Consider the following 15,989-nt stretch of genomic DNA (forward strand, 5'->3'; position numbering starts at 1 on the left):
TTGCGTTTATGCTTTTTTGCCGGTGGCCTGGTTCAGCGCGTTCACGACGATGCCCGGCGTCAGGAGCTGCGGCAGTACTTTTGGCGGCCCGCCATCGGCAGGATAGACCACGTACAGCGGCAGACCGCCCTGGCCAAACTGATTCAGCGCATCATCGACATCCGGATTAAATTTAGTCGAGTCTGCCACCATATACAGCGTCCCGGTTTTTGCCAGCGCGTCTTTTACGGCCTGGGTTGAAAGCGATGTCTTTTCGTTAACCTGGCAAGTGATACACCAGGAGGCGGTGAAGTTAACAAAGATCGCTTTGCCGTGGCCGCGCTGCGCCTCGACGGCCTGCGGTGTCCATTTTTCCGCAGCGCTCCCGGCGGTCGCGACAGTCTGTGCGCCGGGCGGCACGGAATCGGCCTGAATCAGACCGGCCAGCGGAGCAATAACCGCGACGGCGAGCACCCCGGTGACGGCGAACAGGCTCCTGTACCCTTTGCCCTGAAAGCGGCGCTGCTGGGCTATACCATAGAGCCAGGCAGCAAAGCCCAGCACCACCGAGACCGCCAGTAGCGTCGCCAGCGCGCTGCTACCGGCCTGCTGCGCCAGTACCCATACCAGCCAGGAGTAAGCGCCGAACATCGGAAAGGCCAGCGCACGTTTAAGCATATCCATCCACCTGCCAGGCCGGGGGAGGAGAGAAGCCAGCGCCGGAAACAGCGAAACGAGGGTGAATGGCGCGGAAAAACCGAGCGCGAGGGCAAAAAACACGGCCAGCGCGGTGGCCGGCGGCTGCACCAGCGCATAGCCAATCGCACTGGCCATAAACGGCGCCGCGCACGGGGTTGCAACGACGATCGCCAGCGCCCCGGTCATCGCCGAGCGTACAAAGGCGCCGCGGCCAATATCCAGAGCGCCGACGCGCTGCGCCGATAGCCCGACCTCAAACACCCCCAGCAGGTTCAGCGCGGCGGCGAGCATCACCAGCGAAAGCAGGGCAATCACCAGCGGCGATTGCAGCTGGAACCCCCAGCCGACGGCGACGCCGCCGGCGCGGGCGGCCAGCAGAACGGCGGCCAGCAGCATCATGGTGACCATCACACCAAGTAAAAAAGCCAGCCCTTCGCGACGAGCGCCCACGGCGTTATCCGCATGGCGCAGAAGCCCGAGCGCTTTCAGGGAGATAACCGGAAAAACGCAGGGCATAAAGTTGAGTATGATGCCGCCAATAAAGGCGGCCAGCATGGCGGTGAGCATCGCTGGCCTCTTTGTTTAGTGGGTTTGCGGGTGGGCGGCGTCGTACTGCTTGACGGCGGCCAGGGTTTTCTCAATATGAGCATCCGGATTTCGATCGGTGTAGCTGAGCAGAATCGTGTTGTCCGGCGCAATGACAAATGAAGTCCGGTCGGAAACGGTCTTGCCCTTCATCTCCATCAGCGTTTGATACTGCGCGGCCACTTTGGCCCCCGGATCCGCGGCGACGGCGAACTTATCGCGGCACTCCAGTTTAGAGAAATCGCTAACCTGATCGGTGTTACCGGCGGTGACGCCGATGACGGTGGCACCCATTTTGTTAAATTCATCGCTGGCTTCGGCGAAGTCGTGGGCCTCAATGGTGCAGCCAGCGGTAAATGCCGCCGGGAAGAAATAGAGCACCACCGGCCCCTTTTGCAAAGCCTGCTGCAGGGAGAAGGCGATCGGTTTACCGGCTAAGGCGCCCTGCAGTTCGAAAGCAGGGGCTTTCGCGCCGACGGGCAGCGCCGCGCCGGCGTTAAACGCGGTGGCGGACAGGCCAAGCGCGACGGTCAGGGTCAAAGAACGAGCAAGGTTTTTCATCAGTTTCATTATTAGCTCCAGCGATGTCAGGGCGTTCTGGTCAGGTGACTCTGCTATACAGTTCGCCGGAGTGAGAAAGAAAGTTTCGCCGGGTGAAAAATATTTAGCGGCCGGATGCGATGGCCGGCGGCAATTCTCAGCGAAACATCGCCGGCGATCGCTGGTCATCGCCCCGAACGGCGACGTTGGCTATGACAGTAAGTCCTGCAACTGGCGGGCGTTATCGTGCAATTGCGCGCCAGGATTGCGACCAATCAGCACAAACTGATACCCGTTAGCGCGCCACCAGGCGAGATTCATGCCGTGTCGCCGTTCCGCGGCTATCCTGGTATCGTTTTGCGGGCTGTCCGGAGAGATGCACAGCGCCATCGGCCCATACGCCGCGTGAATCCAGGCGATCTGCGCAATGGTGGTGCGCTCATAGCGCAGAATACGCACCATTTTTAGCTCGGCGCCCGGTAGCGCGAGCTGCTGCGGCTTGAGCGCTAAACCGATATCCTCGGCGGTACGCGCCAGGCCGCGCTGTAATATCGCCGGTGAACTGTCCATATCGAGCAGGGTTTCCGCGCTGTAGAGCGACATGTAACGGGCTTCAAGATCGCGAATGTTTTCGCTCTCATCAGGTTCACCGGCATCGGGACGGGCCAGATAGCCTAAGCCGCTGCCGATGAGTAAAAAAGTGAGCGAGGCGGCAATCATGGCGCGGCGACTAAAGGCCGGGAGAGGTGCAGAGCTCATCGGCGCGGGCATTGCTGCCAGATGGGCATCAAGCCGGCTCCGCATGCGCGCGACGGGAGCCTGCTCCAGCAGCGGGGCAAACGCCTGCTGATAATTCTGCGCGATGCTCTTCAGTTCGGCGGTGCGTGCGGCCAGCTGCCGATCCTCTTTGAAGGCGGCTTCAAAGCGGAGGGCGTCGGGAGCGCTCATTTCGCCATCCAGCCAGGCAATAATGGCCTCATCGCCATAGGGGGGAGTAAAAAAGGATGATTTCACAAGCGTTTCTCCCTGGCTGCAGCGGCGGTAGCGGGGGCTTTTGCCAGCGTCGATCGCGCCGCCGCCAGCCGGCTCATCACCGTACCGATGGGGACCGATAGCGTGTCTGCCGCCTCTTGATAGGTAAAACCTTCAACATACACTAAAAACACCGCGTTGCGCTGGGCTTCCGGCAGGGCGCTGACCTGACGCATAAGTTGCTGATACTGGCGATGATCCTCATTCATTTCGCGATCGTCTGTGGCGAGCTGCGGGTCGTTTTCGACGAAGCCTTGCCCCCTTCGGACGTGACGCGCCCGCAGCTCGGAAATCCAGATGGAGTGGAGAATAGTGAACAGCCACCGGTCGATACGGGTGCCCGGCGTAAACTGCGCGCTCCGTTCGAGCGCGCGAACACAGGTTGACTGAACCAGCTCTTCGGCAATATCGCGATTGTGCGACAGAATTAGCCCGTAGCGCCAAAGACGGGCCAGATGTGCGGCAAGCTGTGAGCGAACGTCGCTGGTAGTAATTTTTTTACCCTCGCGATGAGCTTCAGGATTCCGGATGTCCGTTAATGGCGGCCTGCAAATCGCGATACTCCTCGCAGCTTTGACCGCAAATCCCGGAAATCACTTTGAGCTGTTCCTGCGCCAAATCCCGGCGGCCTTTTACCATCCACGCTTCGCCAAGATACTCACGCGCTTTGGCGTAGTTGGGCTCAAGCGCCAGCGCGCGCTGATAATAGCCAATCCCTTCATCCGTACGTCCGAGCTTACGGGTGGCATAGCCGCGATAGTTCCAGGCTTCGGCGGTATTACCGTTTTTCAGCGAATCCAGCAGGTTCAGCGCCGCCTGATATTCCCCTTTTTTCGCCAGATGATAGGCGTAGTTGGTTTTATCCTGGTCGCTAAGACTGCTGGTTTTATCCGGGACGCACCGTTTGCTGACGCTGTCATACACCTGTCCGCTGGGGCAGTCCGGCGTTTTGCTCTGGGTGCTGTTATCGCCCATGGCGAATGACGGCGATGCATATAACAAACATAGCAGTGCCGGGACCATTAAGCGGCGTGAAGCCGGCACAATCGATGAGATAAGAGTGTTCATTTTTCGTCTCCAGGGGCAACGATGCGGGTAACCCGGCGGTATCCCTTTCGCGGGGAAGCGTGCCGGAAGGCCGTTGTGTTGTTACAGAGAGTAAACGCATCAGCGCAGATATTTATTCGCCAGAAAACGCTATTTTTTGCACGCGCAAGAGAAGCGGCTGCGGTAGCGATCAATTGAGGGGGCGCAGCGGAGGAAAAAAGCAGAAGAGAAAGTCGCGAAAGAACACGGCGCTAAGAAAAAGAGGGGGAAAAGAGAGGAAAAAGGGGGGGAGACGCGCTCCCCCTCGCGAAGATTTACTGCTTCGGCTCTGCGACAACCACGCTGCCCACGCCGCGGTTATTGTATTCCCACATGCGGTTGAAGCTGCTGTCGTTGAGATTACGCTGCGGCACGCCTTTCGCATCCGCGGCGCCGGTGTTGCCGCTGAACGCGCGGTTGGAAATTGCCGCGTCGGCCCACGGTTTCGCCACGTTGAAGCCTTCATTGATGGCGCTGTCGCGGATCACCACCTGGCCACTGGTGGCGCTGTCGACATCAAGAGAGCGTCCCAGTTGCGCCACGCCGTCGCCGGAGGCGGTAAAGCGGCTGTTCACGGCCAGGAAGCCGTAGGTGACGCTTTTCAGCGTTGCCGGTGCAAAGACGTAGGCTTCTTTCTGGGTGCGTGAATTTACGACGCGGAAATCGGTGTTATCAAACACCACGGCACCGCGGCCGGAAACGATATCAACATCGCCTTCAATGTAGCTGTTGCTCACCAGAGTACGGGTCTGGCGATCGTTTTGCAGACGGTTCTGCACGCCGCTGTTGGTGACGAAGAAGGTGTTCTGGCGACCCAGAATGTTGACGTTGTTAATCTGGACCTGGTCGCCATCGCTGCGCAGCGCAACGGCCTGGTGAGTCCCGGCATCCACGCTGTCGCCGAGGTTGTTGGCGATGGTCAGGTTTTGCAGCTGCAGGCCATTGTTCTGCGACCAGAATACCGCTGAACACATCACCCCGACGGTGGCGGCGCGTTTGCTCTGGCAGCTGTCAAACATATACCACGCCGGTTTACCTGGCATATATTTGCCGGCCGGGTTGACCAGGTGGCGCCAGGTGTTCACGTCCATCTCCGAGTCAATGGCCTGGCTGATTTTCACATCCAGCGGCTTCTCGCCGGTACCGTACAGCGTCAGCGCACCGGGTGCCGCAGGGACATAAACGGTACCCGTATATTCACCCGGCATAATCGCAATAAACTGACGACGATCGGAGTGGCGGGCGATAGCCGCATCAACCGCAGCCTGAATGGTGGTATGGGTTACGCCCTGAGCGCCCGCCGGGCCGACGACGAAGTCAGGCTGAGACGGTATGCTGATGGCCGCCGGGGTCCACGCCGCGGCGTTTGGATCCAGGGACTGGAAATAGCTTGCCGGAGTGAAGTTTTTCGCTTCATCAGCGGTTAACACAGGGCGAGAGGCGGTGCCCGGCGCAGTCTGCGTCGAGGGCTGTTGATCGGCAGGGGTTGAGCTACAGGCGGATAACGTCACGCCAAAAGCCAGTGCCAGCGTCAGGCGGGAAACTGAGAATGTGTTCATGTTGCTCCGGGCAAGAATCAATTAACAAGACCTGTCATTCTTCAGGCTGCCTCTCTGTTGGCGTATTTGTTGATTTCCGCCGCAAAGCAACCCGAATGATTTGGGCAGGGCATTATACAAAAAACATGCAAGCGGCGTCAGGCCGGCAAGGTATGAATTACGCGTATAACGTCCTTTAAAACCTGCTTTTTATACTAAGTTGAGCGAAACGGGAAGACGCTGCGTGAAAAAGTTCGCCTGAACAGGTCAGATGGCCGCAGCGTCGCTCGCGTCCGGTCACAAAAAAATAACAATTACCTCTGCTTTTATTGACATTCCGCGTGGAATGAAAATAAATGTCTATACAACCCATGACAAGTTGACTGGTATGACTGAAGCCACCTCCGATCGCGTTATCTGGCGAAATGCCCGCCTCGCCACTCTGAACCCTGATGATTCGCAACCTTATGGCCTGCGGGAGGGTCATGCGCTGCTGGTGCGCAATGGCCGGATTGAAGCCATTGTGCCTGAAAACGATGCCCCTGCCGGGCGGAGCATTGACCTTGGCGGCAGGCTGCTGACGCCGGGACTGATTGATTGCCACACCCATCTGGTCTTCGGCGGCAGCCGGGCGCAGGAGTGGGAGCAGCGTCTGAACGGCGTCTCCTACCAGACGATCAGCGCCAACGGCGGCGGCATTAACTCCACGGTGCGCGCCACCCGTGAAAGCAGCGAAGCGCAGTTGTTAGCGCTGGCCCAGCAGCGACTGGACCGTCTGCTTCGCGAGGGAGTGACTACGCTGGAAATTAAATCCGGCTACGGGCTGGATCTGGAAAACGAACGCAAAATGCTGCGCGTGGCGCGCCAGCTTGCGCAGAACAATGCGGTCGAGCTGTCGCCGACGCTGCTCTCCGCTCACGCCACGCCGCCGGAATATAAAGACCGCCCGGATGCCTATATTACGCTGGTGTGTGAAACCCTGCTGCCGACGCTGTGGGAAGAGGGGCTGTTTGAAAGCGTCGATGTTTTCTGCGAAAACGTCGGCTTCAGTCCGCAGCAGACTGAGCGCGTATTCCAGGCCGCGCAGGCCCGCGGTATTCCGGTCAGAGGACACGTTGAACAGCTCTCTTCGCTGGGAGGCGCGCAGCTGGTGAGCCGTTATCAGGGGCTCTCGGCCGATCATATCGAATATTTAACGGAAGAGGGGGTTGCGGCGATGAGCCGCAGCGCGACGGTGGCGGTGCTGCTGCCCGGCGCGTTCTATTTCCTCAATGAAACCCGCAAACCGCCGGTCGGGCTGCTGCGTCAGTATCAGGTGCCGATGGCGGTGGCGACGGATTACAATCCGGGCACCAGCCCCTTTGCCAGCCTGCATCTGGCGATGAACATGGCCTGCGTCAAGTTTGGCTTGACCCCGGAGGAGGCGTGGGCGGGCGTGACGCGTCATGCCGCGCAGGCGCTGGGACGCCAGAATAGCCACGGCCAGCTGGCGGCGGGGTTTGTTGCCGATTTTGCTATCTGGGATGCGGAACATCCGGTTGAAATGGTCTATGAACCGGGGCGTAGTCCGCTCTGGCATCGCGTGGTGCGAGGAGAAATGCAATGACATTGTGGCAACCGACCCCCGCCGACATCTGGCAAGGGCGTGACGACAGCGCGGAAGCCGCCAATGCGCTGCGCCTGTTTCAGACTATCGTGCGGGCCGAACGCTTTGCGCCACAGGCGCTGCCGGGGGATATTGCGCTGCTGGGGTTCGCCTGCGATGAAGGCGTTCGCCGCAACCGCGGACGCACCGGGGCCGAAAAGGGGCCGGAAACCCTACGTCGGGCGCTGGCGAACATGGCCAGCCACAGCGGTCACGAGCGCTGTGTCGATATGGGCACCATCAGCGTCGCCGGTGAAGGGCTGGAGGCAGCCCAGCAGGCGCTGCGCGAAGCGGTGGCAGCCTGCCAGCGCGCAGGCAAACGCACGCTGGTTCTCGGCGGCGGGCATGAGACGGCATTCGGTCATGGCGCGGGTGTGCTCGATGCTTTCCCCGGTGAAAAGGTCGGGATCATTAACCTCGATGCGCACCTGGATTTGCGGATAGCTGACCAGGCCAGCTCCGGTACGCCGTTCCGCCAGCTGGCGTTGGAGTGCGACGCGCAGCAGCGCGGCTTTCACTATACCTGTATCGGCGCCAGCCGTGCGGCGAACACCCTGGCGCTGTGGGATGAGGCCGCGCGTCGTCAGGTGCGGGTTATCGAAGATCTGGAGGTGCTGGACGCCTTTGAATTACGCGTTGCGCCGGAAATCGCGCGTCATATTGCCCTCTATGACAGGCTCTATTTGACCATCGACCTGGATGTGCTGCCGGCGCGCGAAATGCCGGCGGTCTCGGCGCCTGCCGCGCTGGGCATTACGCTGGCGACCCTGTTGCGCATCGTTGAACCATTATGCCGCAGCGGAAAACTGCAGGCGGTGGATCTGGTGGAGTTTAATCCACGGTTTGACATTGACAGTCAGGGGGCCCGTGCGGCGGCCCGACTGGCATGGCAAATCGCCCATTGGTGGCGCTGACGATTCAGTATATTCTGACCGTTTCGCCGCCCATTGCGTATAAGGAAAGACAGGCTATGTTTTCACAGCAACCTCGAACCGCGCCTGCCCCGTTTTATGAAAAGGTGAAGCAGGCGATCAGCGAAAAGATTCAGCGCGGCGTCTGGCGTCCCCACGACCGCATTCCTTCCGAGGCGGAACTGGTAGCCCAGTTTGGTTTCAGTCGCATGACCATCAATCGGGCGCTGCGTGAACTCACGGATGAAGGTTTACTGGTACGTTTGCAGGGCGTCGGTACCTTTGTGGCGGAGCCGAAAGGGCAGTCGGCGCTGTTCGAAGTGCGTAGCATCGCCGACGAGATTATCTCCCGTCGCCATCAGCACCGCTGCGAGGTGCTGCTGCTGGAAGAGACCGAAGCCGATCTTATTCAGTCGGCAGCGCTGAATGTCGCTGAAGGGACGCGGATTTTTCACTCTCTGATGGTGCATTTCGAAAACGACATTCCGGTACAGATCGAAGACCGCTGCGTCAATGCGGCGGTGGTGCCGGCGTATTTACATCAGGACTATACCGTCACCACGCCGCATGATTATCTGTCGCTGATTGCGCCGTTAACCGAAGGCGAGCATATCGTCGAAGCGGTACAGGCCAGCGCCAAAGAGTGCGAACTGCTGCATATCCATGCCCAGGATCCTTGCCTGCTAATCCGGCGCCGTACCTGGTCTACCACGCATATTGTTTCCCACGCCCGTCTTCTGTTCCCGGGTAGCCGCTACCGGCTGCAGGGCCACTTCACGTCCTGACGATCGCTTGCGTCGGCAAAAGCGTGATTGCTGACGCAATATAACAAAATTGTATCATTTCTGTTAAATCCTGGCTTGCGTAGAGTTGTATAGACAAGTATATGTATCTACGTAAACAACGTTAATTGTCAGGAGAAACCCCGATGTCGCAAAGCAAATATCGCCAGCAAGACGTACGTGCACCGCGAGGCACGACGTTGAATGCCAAGAGCTGGTTGACCGAAGCCCCGCTGCGTATGTTAATGAACAACCTCGATCCCGATGTTGCCGAGAACCCACATGAGCTGGTGGTCTACGGCGGGATTGGACGCGCGGCGCGTAACTGGGAATGCTATGACGCTATCGTGAAGGCGCTGAAAAACCTGGAAAGCGACGAGACGCTGCTGGTGCAGTCCGGTAAACCGGTCGGCGTATTTAAAACCCACGAAAATTCACCGCGCGTACTGATTGCCAACTCCAACCTGGTCCCGCACTGGGCGACCTGGGAACATTTCAACGAGCTGGACGCAAAAGGTCTGGCGATGTACGGCCAGATGACCGCGGGCAGCTGGATCTATATCGGTAGCCAGGGCATCGTGCAGGGTACCTACGAAACGTTCGTCGAAGCCGGACGTCAGCACTATCAGGGCAGCCTGAAGGGGCGCTGGGTGTTAACCGCCGGTCTGGGCGGTATGGGCGGGGCACAGCCGCTGGCGGCGACGCTGGCAGGCGCCTGCTCGCTGAACATCGAATGTCAGCAGAGCCGGATCGATTTTCGTCTGCGTACCCGCTACGTTGACGAGCAGGCCACCTCGCTGGACGACGCGCTGGCGCGGATCAAGAAATACACTGCGGAAGGCCGGGCTATCTCTATCGCTCTGTGCGGCAATGCCGCCGATATCGTGCCGGAGATGGTGAAACGCGGCGTGCGCCCGGATATGGTCACCGACCAGACCAGCGCCCACGATCCGCTGCATGGCTATCTACCGAAAGGCTGGAGCTGGGAAGAGTACCAGGCGAAAGCCGAATCTGACCCGCAGGGGACGATTCTGGCGGCCAAGCGTTCGATGGCCGACCATGTTCAGGCGATGCTGGCCTTCAACGAAATGGGCGTACCGACCTTCGACTACGGCAACAATATCCGCCAGATGGCGCAGGAGATGGGCGTCGACAACGCATTCGACTTCCCGGGTTTTGTCCCGGCCTATATTCGTCCGCTGTTCTGCCGAGGCATCGGTCCGTTCCGCTGGGTGGCCCTCTCCGGCGATCCGCAGGATATCTACAAAACCGACGCCAAAGTGAAAGAGATCATCAAAGATGATAAGCACCTGCACCACTGGCTGGATATGGCGCGTGAGCGCATTAGCTTCCAGGGGCTGCCGGCGCGTATTTGCTGGGTAGGGCTGGAGTGGCGCCAGAAGCTGGGGCTGGCCTTTAACGAAATGGTCCGCAGCGGTGAAGTGTCTGCGCCGATCGTCATTGGTCGTGACCACCTTGATTCTGGCTCGGTCGCCAGCCCGAATCGCGAAACGGAATCCATGCGTGACGGCTCCGATGCGGTGTCCGACTGGCCGCTGCTGAACGCCTTGCTGAATACCGCCAGCGGCGCGACCTGGGTGTCGCTGCATCACGGCGGCGGCGTCGGGATGGGCTTCTCGCAGCACTCCGGGATGGTTATCGTCTGTGACGGTACCGACGAAGCGGCCGCGCGTATAGCCCGCGTGCTGCATAACGATCCGGCGACCGGGGTGATGCGTCACGCCGATGCGGGTTACGACATCGCGATTGAGTGCGCGGCGGAACAAGGACTGAATCTTCCTATGGTGGCAGCAACGCAGGGGCAACGCTGAGATGAAAAACTTAACTCTGATTCCAGGTCAGCTGAGTCTGGCGCAGCTACGCGAGGTGTTCCAACAGCCGCTGACCATCACTCTCGACGAGCAGGCTTTTGCCGCCATTAACGAGAGCGTCGCCTGCGTTAACGCCATTCTGGCCGAAGGACGCACCGCCTACGGCATTAACACCGGTTTTGGCCTGCTGGCGTCAACGCGCATCTCTACGGACGATCTGGAAAACCTGCAGCGTTCTCTGGTGCTGTCTCATGCGGCGGGTATTGGTGAGCCGCTGGATGATGCCATGGCGCGTCTGATCATGGTGCTGAAGATTAACAGCCTTTCCCGCGGCTTCTCCGGGATTCGTCTGAGCGTCATTCAGGCGCTGATTCAACTGGTGAATAAAGGCGTCACGCCGTGGATCCCGGCCAAAGGTTCCGTCGGCGCATCCGGTGATCTGGCGCCGCTGGCGCACATGTCCCTGACGTTGCTGGGTGAGGGCAAAGCCCGCGTTGACGGCGAATGGATGCCGGCGCTGCAGGCGTTGAAAAAAGTCGGCCTCGAGCCGATTACCCTGGCGGCGAAAGAGGGGCTGGCGCTGCTGAACGGCACGCAGGCATCGACGGCGTTTGCGCTGCGCGGCCTGTTTGACGCGGAAGATCTGTTTGCTTCCGCGGTGGTATGCGGCGCGCTTACCACTGAAGCCGCGCTGGGATCGCGTCGTCCGTTTGATTCGCGTATTCACGAAGCGCGCGGCCAGCGCGGGCAGATTGACGCTGCGGCGCTGTACCGTCATGTGCTGACCGACAGCAGCGAGATTTCGCAGTCGCATCACAACTGTAGCAAAGTGCAGGACCCGTACTCTCTGCGCTGTCAGCCGCAGGTGATGGGCGCCTGTCTGACCCAGATTCGCCAGGCCGCTGAGGTCCTGCTGATTGAGGCCAATGCGGTGTCGGATAACCCGCTGGTCTTCGCCGCCGAGAACGAGGTGATTTCCGGCGGTAACTTCCACGCCGAACCGGTGGCGATGGCGGCGGATAATATTGCGCTGGCGATTGCCGAAATCGGTTCGCTGTCCGAGCGTCGTATTGCGCTGATGATGGACAGTCATATGTCGCAGCTGCCGCCTTTCCTCGTGAAAAACGGCGGCGTCAACTCCGGCTTCATGATTGCGCAGGTGACCGCGGCGGCGTTAGCCAGCGAGAACAAAGCGCTGGCGCACCCGCACAGCGTTGACAGCCTGCCGACGTCGGCAAACCAGGAGGATCACGTCTCAATGGCGCCGGCTGCCGGTCGTCGTCTGTGGGCGATGGCGGAAAACACCCGCGGCGTACTGGCCGTGGAGTGGCTGGCCGCCGTCCAGGGGCTGGATATGCGCGAAGGGCTGGCCAGCAGTCCGCTGCTGGAAGAGGCGCGTCATCTGCTGCGCGAGCGGGTTTCGCATTACACCCAGGATCGCTTCTTTGCCCCGGATATCGATAACGCTATTGAGCTTCTGGCAGCGCGCCATCTGACGCGACTGCTCCCTGCCGTCTTGCCTGGTCAGATCTGACCCTCGTTGTTTTCTGTACCCGTGTCGGGGGGATAACCTCCCCCCGGCCGTCCTACACGCATATTTGTCGTCATACAAAAATTATCAGGACACTTGCATATGCAACAACAACCACAATCGCCACAAAAGCCCCACCTGCTGCGCGGGCTGAATGCCCGACATATTCGCTTCATCGCGCTCGGTTCCGCCATCGGTACCGGGCTGTTTTATGGTTCTGCCGCCGCCATTAAGGCCGCGGGACCGGCGGTTCTGCTGGCCTATCTGATCGGCGGCGCGGCGGTATTTATCGTCATGCGCGCGCTGGGCGAAATGGCGGTACGCAACCCGGTTTCCGGCTCCTTCGGCAGCTATGCCCGCCAGTATCTCGGGCCGCTGGCCGGGTTTATCACCGGCTGGACCTACACCTTTGAGATGGTGATTGTCGCCCTGGCGGATGTCACCGCGTTTGGTATCTATATGGGGCTCTGGTACCCCGATGTACCGCGCTGGATTTGGGTACTGAGTATTATCTTCTTCATCGGCGCGATGAACCTGTGCCACGTGCGCATTTTCGGCGAAATGGAGTTCTGGCTGTCGCTGATTAAAGTGGTGGCGATTATTGCGATGATCGTCGCCGGCGGCAGCATTATTTTCTTCGGCTTTGGTCATGCCTTCCCGGCGACGGGGCTGGAAAACCTGTGGAGCCACGGCGGATTCGCGCCGAACGGCTGGCAGGGAATTATTGCGTCGCTGGGTATTGTGATGTTTGCCTTTGGCGGGGTCGAAATTATCGGCGTTACCGCAGCGGAAGCGCAGAATCCGAAGAAAGTGATTCCGCAGGCGATTAATACCATCCCGCTGCGCATCGTGCTGTTCTATGTCTGCACGCTGGCGATCCTGATGGCCATTTTCCCGTGGAACAGTTTTGGCGAGCAGGGCAGTCCGTTCGTCCTTATTTTTAGCGGTCTGGGGATTCCGGCGGCGGCGACAATCCTCAATATTATCGTGATCAGCGCCAGTATTTCGGCCATCAATAGCGATATTTTTGGCGCCGGTCGCATGATGTACGGCATGGCAAAAGAGGGGATGGCGCCTAAAAGCTTCCAGCGCATTGCCAGCAACGGCGTGCCGTGGATGACGGTCGTGGTGATGGGCGTGGCGCTGCTGGTGGCGGTGGTGCTGAACTATCTGATGCCGGAACAGGTCTTTGTGCTGATTGCCTCCCTGGCGGCATTTGCCACGGTGTGGGTGTGGCTGATGATCCTGCTGGCCCATTTCGCCATGCGTCGCGGTTTGTCGGCGGAAGAGCGTCGCCAGATTGCGTTCCCGGTGCCGTTCTGGCCGGTTGCGCCGCTGTTGACCCTGCTGTTTATGGGACTGGTGATTGCGGTGCTCGGGATGGTCGAAGAGACGCGAATTGCGCTGATTGCCGGTCTGGTCTGGCTCGGGCTGCTGACGATTATCTGGTATGCGAAAGTCAAAAAAACCGTGCGGATGCCGGTGGCTGAGCAGTCATCTTCGAGCTGAATGAATCCCCGGTGGCGCTGCGTTTACCGGGGCTACAAAGGTGCTGTCGGGTCGCCTGGGTAAGACGTAAGCCGCGACCCGGGATGTTCCCCGCGGGGCTACAAAGGAGCTGTCGGGTCGCCTGGGTAAGGCGTAAGCCGCAACCCGGGATGCTCCCCGGTGGCGCTGCGCTTACCGGGGCTACAGAGGTGTTGTCAGGTCGCCCGGGTAAGGCGTAAGTCGCCACCCGGGATGCTCCCCGGTGGCGCTGCGCTTACCGGGGCTACAAAGGAGCTGTCGGGTCGCCTGGGTAAGATGTAAGCCGCGACCCGGGATGTTCCCCGGTGGCGCTGCGCTTACCGGGGCTACAAAGGTGTTGTCAGGTCGCTTGGGTAAGACGTAAGCCGCGACCCGGAGAGGGACTGACGAGAGAAAGTCAGATAAACAGGGCGGTGATGGATGCGCTGCCCAACGAATGAAAATGGACGTTAAAGCCTACCATCGCACCGCTTGCCCCTTCATCGACCTCGATCTTCTCGACATCCAGCGCATGCACCGTAAAGATGTAGCGATGGCTTTCCCCTTTTGGCGGCGCCGCGCCGCCGTAGCCGGGCAGGCCGAAATCGGTGCGGGTCTGGACTGCGCTGGCCGGCAGCGGGGCCAGACCGGACCCGGCTCCCTGCGGCAGTTCGCGCGTTTCCGCCGGCAGATTGGCGACCAGCCAGTGCCACCAGCCGGAGCCGGTGGGCGCGTCGGGATCGTAACAGGTCACCACAAAGCTTTTAGTCCCCTCGGGCACCTCGTCCCACGCCAGATGCGGCGAGATATTGTCGCCATCGTAGCCCATGCCGTTAAATACATGGCGGTGGGGCAATTTCCCGCCATCCTGCAGATCGTGACTGATTACGTTCATGCCGTCTCGTCTCCTCTGGGATAATCGACTGATTAACAAAGAAGTATAGTCCTGTTGACGATCGGTTTCCGCTGCTTATTGGCGAAAAAATGTTTCGTTCAGCACCGCCGCGTTAACCGCCTGGGTCAGGCGCGTCAGCTGCTGCGGGGTAATCACATACGGTGGCATCAGGTAAATCAGGCGGCCGAACGGGCGAATCCATACGCCTTGTTCGACGAAGAAGCGCTGCAGCGCGGCCATATTGACCGGGCGGCAAGTTTCCACCACGCCGATGGCGCCCAGCACGCGGACATCGGCGACCAGCGGGGATTCCCGTGCCGGAGCCAGCTCCACATTAAGCTGCGCTTCAATCGCGGCGACCTGGCCTTGCCATTCGCCGCTTTCCAGCAGCCGCAGACTTTCTGTCGCCACCGCGCAGGCCAGCGGGTTGCCCATAAAGGTCGGACCGTGCATAAAGCAGCCGGCTTCGCCGTTGCTGATGGTCTCTGCCACCGGCCGGGTGGTGAGGGTGGCCGACAGCGTCATCGTTCCGCCGGTCAGCGCTTTACCGAGACACAAAATATCCGGGGCGATATCCGCGTGTTCGCAGGCAAACAGCTTGCCGGTCCGGCCAAATCCGGTGGCAATCTCATCGGCAATCAGCAGAATGCCTTCCCGGTCGCACATCTTGCGGATGCGCTTCAGCCATTCAGGATGATACATCCTCATGCCGCCGGCGCCCTGCACGACGGGCTCGAGAATGACCGCCGCGATCTCATCGCGATGGGCCGCCATCAGGCGGGCAAACGGCACCATATCCCGTTCATCCCACTCGCCGCCAAAGCGGCTTTGCGGCGCCGGGGCGAACAGATTATCCGGCAAATAGCCTTGCCACAGGCTGTGCATGGAGTTATCCGGATCGCAGACCGACATCGCGCCAAAGGTATCGCCGTGGTAGCCATTGCGGAAGGTGAGAAAACGCCGCCGCGGTTCGCCTTTTGCCTGCCAGTACTGCAGGGCCATCTTCATGGCCACTTCCACCGCGACCGAACCGGAGTCGGCGAGGAATACGCACTCCAGCGACGCCGGGGTCATCGCCACCAGCTGGCGGCACAACGCCACCGCCGAAGGGTGGGTGATACCGCCAAACATCACGTGCGACATCTGGTCAATCTGCGCTTTCATCGCGGCGTTCAGGCGAGGGTGATTGTAACCGTGGATTGCCGCCCACCATGAAGACATCCCGTCAATCAACTGCTCGCCGCTGGCGAGGGACAGCTCGCAGCCGTGGGCGGCAACCACCGGATAGACCGGCAGAGGGGAGGTCATGGAGGTGTAGGGGTGCCAAATGTGGCGCCGATCGAAGGCGAGATCGTCCGTTGTCATAAGTGACTTGTAAACCATTTTGAAAACATTTAGGTTTACGAGTATAAACCGAACCGACAATTA

Annotated in this window: 14 protein-coding genes; 6 read left to right on the forward strand and 8 right to left on the reverse strand. The window is 60.0% G+C overall.

All coding sequences use genetic code 11. From position 1 onward, the window contains the following. Nucleotides 1–6 precede the first annotated feature (6 nt). The 6 genes from MC50_RS16380 to MC50_RS16405 form a co-directional block, all read right to left on the reverse strand. The gene (locus MC50_RS16380) at nt 7–1,245 is read right to left on the reverse strand and encodes a protein-disulfide reductase DsbD family protein (RefSeq protein WP_047664406.1); all 1,239 of its coding nucleotides are present in this window, start codon (nt 1,243–1,245) and stop codon (nt 7–9) included. 15 nt (nt 1,246–1,260) lie between these two features. After that, a complete protein-coding gene (locus MC50_RS16385; RefSeq protein WP_032688995.1) occupies nt 1,261–1,833 on the reverse strand; it encodes a peroxiredoxin in 573 nt (190 codons plus the stop codon). Between the two features lie 180 nt (nt 1,834–2,013). Next, nucleotides 2,014–2,817 (reverse strand): anti-sigma factor family protein, encoded by an 804-nt coding sequence (locus tag MC50_RS16390; protein WP_047664409.1) that lies wholly within the window; start codon nt 2,815–2,817, stop codon nt 2,014–2,016. After that, the gene (locus MC50_RS16395; RefSeq protein ID WP_072000017.1) at nt 2,814–3,365 is read right to left on the reverse strand and encodes a sigma-70 family RNA polymerase sigma factor; all 552 of its coding nucleotides are present in this window, start codon (nt 3,363–3,365) and stop codon (nt 2,814–2,816) included. The genes MC50_RS16390 and MC50_RS16395 overlap by 4 nt, the downstream gene beginning before the upstream one ends. Then, nucleotides 3,352–3,903: a tetratricopeptide repeat protein gene (locus MC50_RS16400; RefSeq protein ID WP_032688765.1), complete on the reverse strand. Its 552-nt coding sequence runs from the start codon at nt 3,901–3,903 to the stop codon at nt 3,352–3,354. The genes MC50_RS16395 and MC50_RS16400 overlap by 14 nt, the downstream gene beginning before the upstream one ends. Before the next feature lie 293 nt (nt 3,904–4,196). Further along, complete coding sequence (locus tag MC50_RS16405) at nt 4,197–5,480, reverse strand: putative acyl-CoA thioester hydrolase (protein WP_032700545.1); 1,284 nt, start codon at nt 5,478–5,480, stop codon at nt 4,197–4,199. 250 nt (nt 5,481–5,730) lie between these two features. Between MC50_RS16405 and hutI the strand changes: the two genes are divergently transcribed. The 6 genes from hutI to MC50_RS16435 all read left to right on the forward strand — a co-directional run bounded on the left by hutI (nt 5,731) and on the right by MC50_RS16435 (nt 13,669). Continuing rightward, nucleotides 5,731–7,065 (forward strand): imidazolonepropionase, encoded by a 1,335-nt coding sequence (gene hutI / locus MC50_RS16410; protein WP_163923333.1) that lies wholly within the window; start codon nt 5,731–5,733, stop codon nt 7,063–7,065. Continuing rightward, entirely contained in the window at nt 7,062–8,018 is a 957-nt protein-coding gene (hutG, locus tag MC50_RS16415) for a formimidoylglutamase (RefSeq protein ID WP_032688763.1), read from the forward strand. The genes hutI and hutG overlap by 4 nt, the downstream gene beginning before the upstream one ends. Nucleotides 8,019–8,074: 56 nt before the next feature. After that, entirely contained in the window at nt 8,075–8,800 is a 726-nt protein-coding gene (locus MC50_RS16420; RefSeq protein ID WP_047665481.1) for a histidine utilization repressor, read from the forward strand. Between the two features lie 143 nt (nt 8,801–8,943). Continuing rightward, nucleotides 8,944–10,629, forward strand: coding sequence for a urocanate hydratase (gene hutU, locus MC50_RS16425; protein WP_032697708.1), 1,686 nt, complete (start codon nt 8,944–8,946; stop codon nt 10,627–10,629). Between the two features lies 1 nt (nt 10,630). Further along, nucleotides 10,631–12,163, forward strand: a complete 1,533-nt coding sequence (gene hutH, locus MC50_RS16430) for a histidine ammonia-lyase (protein ID WP_032688761.1) — start codon at nt 10,631–10,633, stop codon at nt 12,161–12,163. A gap of 99 nt (nt 12,164–12,262) precedes the next feature. After that, nucleotides 12,263–13,669: an amino acid permease gene (locus MC50_RS16435; RefSeq protein WP_032688760.1), complete on the forward strand. Its 1,407-nt coding sequence runs from the start codon at nt 12,263–12,265 to the stop codon at nt 13,667–13,669. A 415-nt stretch (nt 13,670–14,084) separates the two neighbouring features. On the opposite strand, the gene MC50_RS16440 is transcribed toward MC50_RS16435, so the two are convergent. Together MC50_RS16440 and bioA are read right to left on the reverse strand one after the other, a co-directional pair. Next, a complete protein-coding gene (locus MC50_RS16440) occupies nt 14,085–14,561 on the reverse strand; it encodes a kinase inhibitor (RefSeq protein ID WP_032688753.1) in 477 nt (158 codons plus the stop codon). A 75-nt stretch (nt 14,562–14,636) separates the two neighbouring features. Beyond that, on the reverse strand, nt 14,637–15,926 hold the full coding sequence (gene bioA / locus MC50_RS16445; RefSeq protein WP_032700542.1) for an adenosylmethionine--8-amino-7-oxononanoate transaminase: 1,290 nt from the start codon (nt 15,924–15,926) through the stop codon (nt 14,637–14,639). Nucleotides 15,927–15,989: the final 63 nt, after the last annotated feature.

This window comes from Klebsiella planticola, from assembly GCF_000783935.2.
Taxonomy (GTDB): domain Bacteria; phylum Pseudomonadota; class Gammaproteobacteria; order Enterobacterales; family Enterobacteriaceae; genus Klebsiella; species Klebsiella planticola.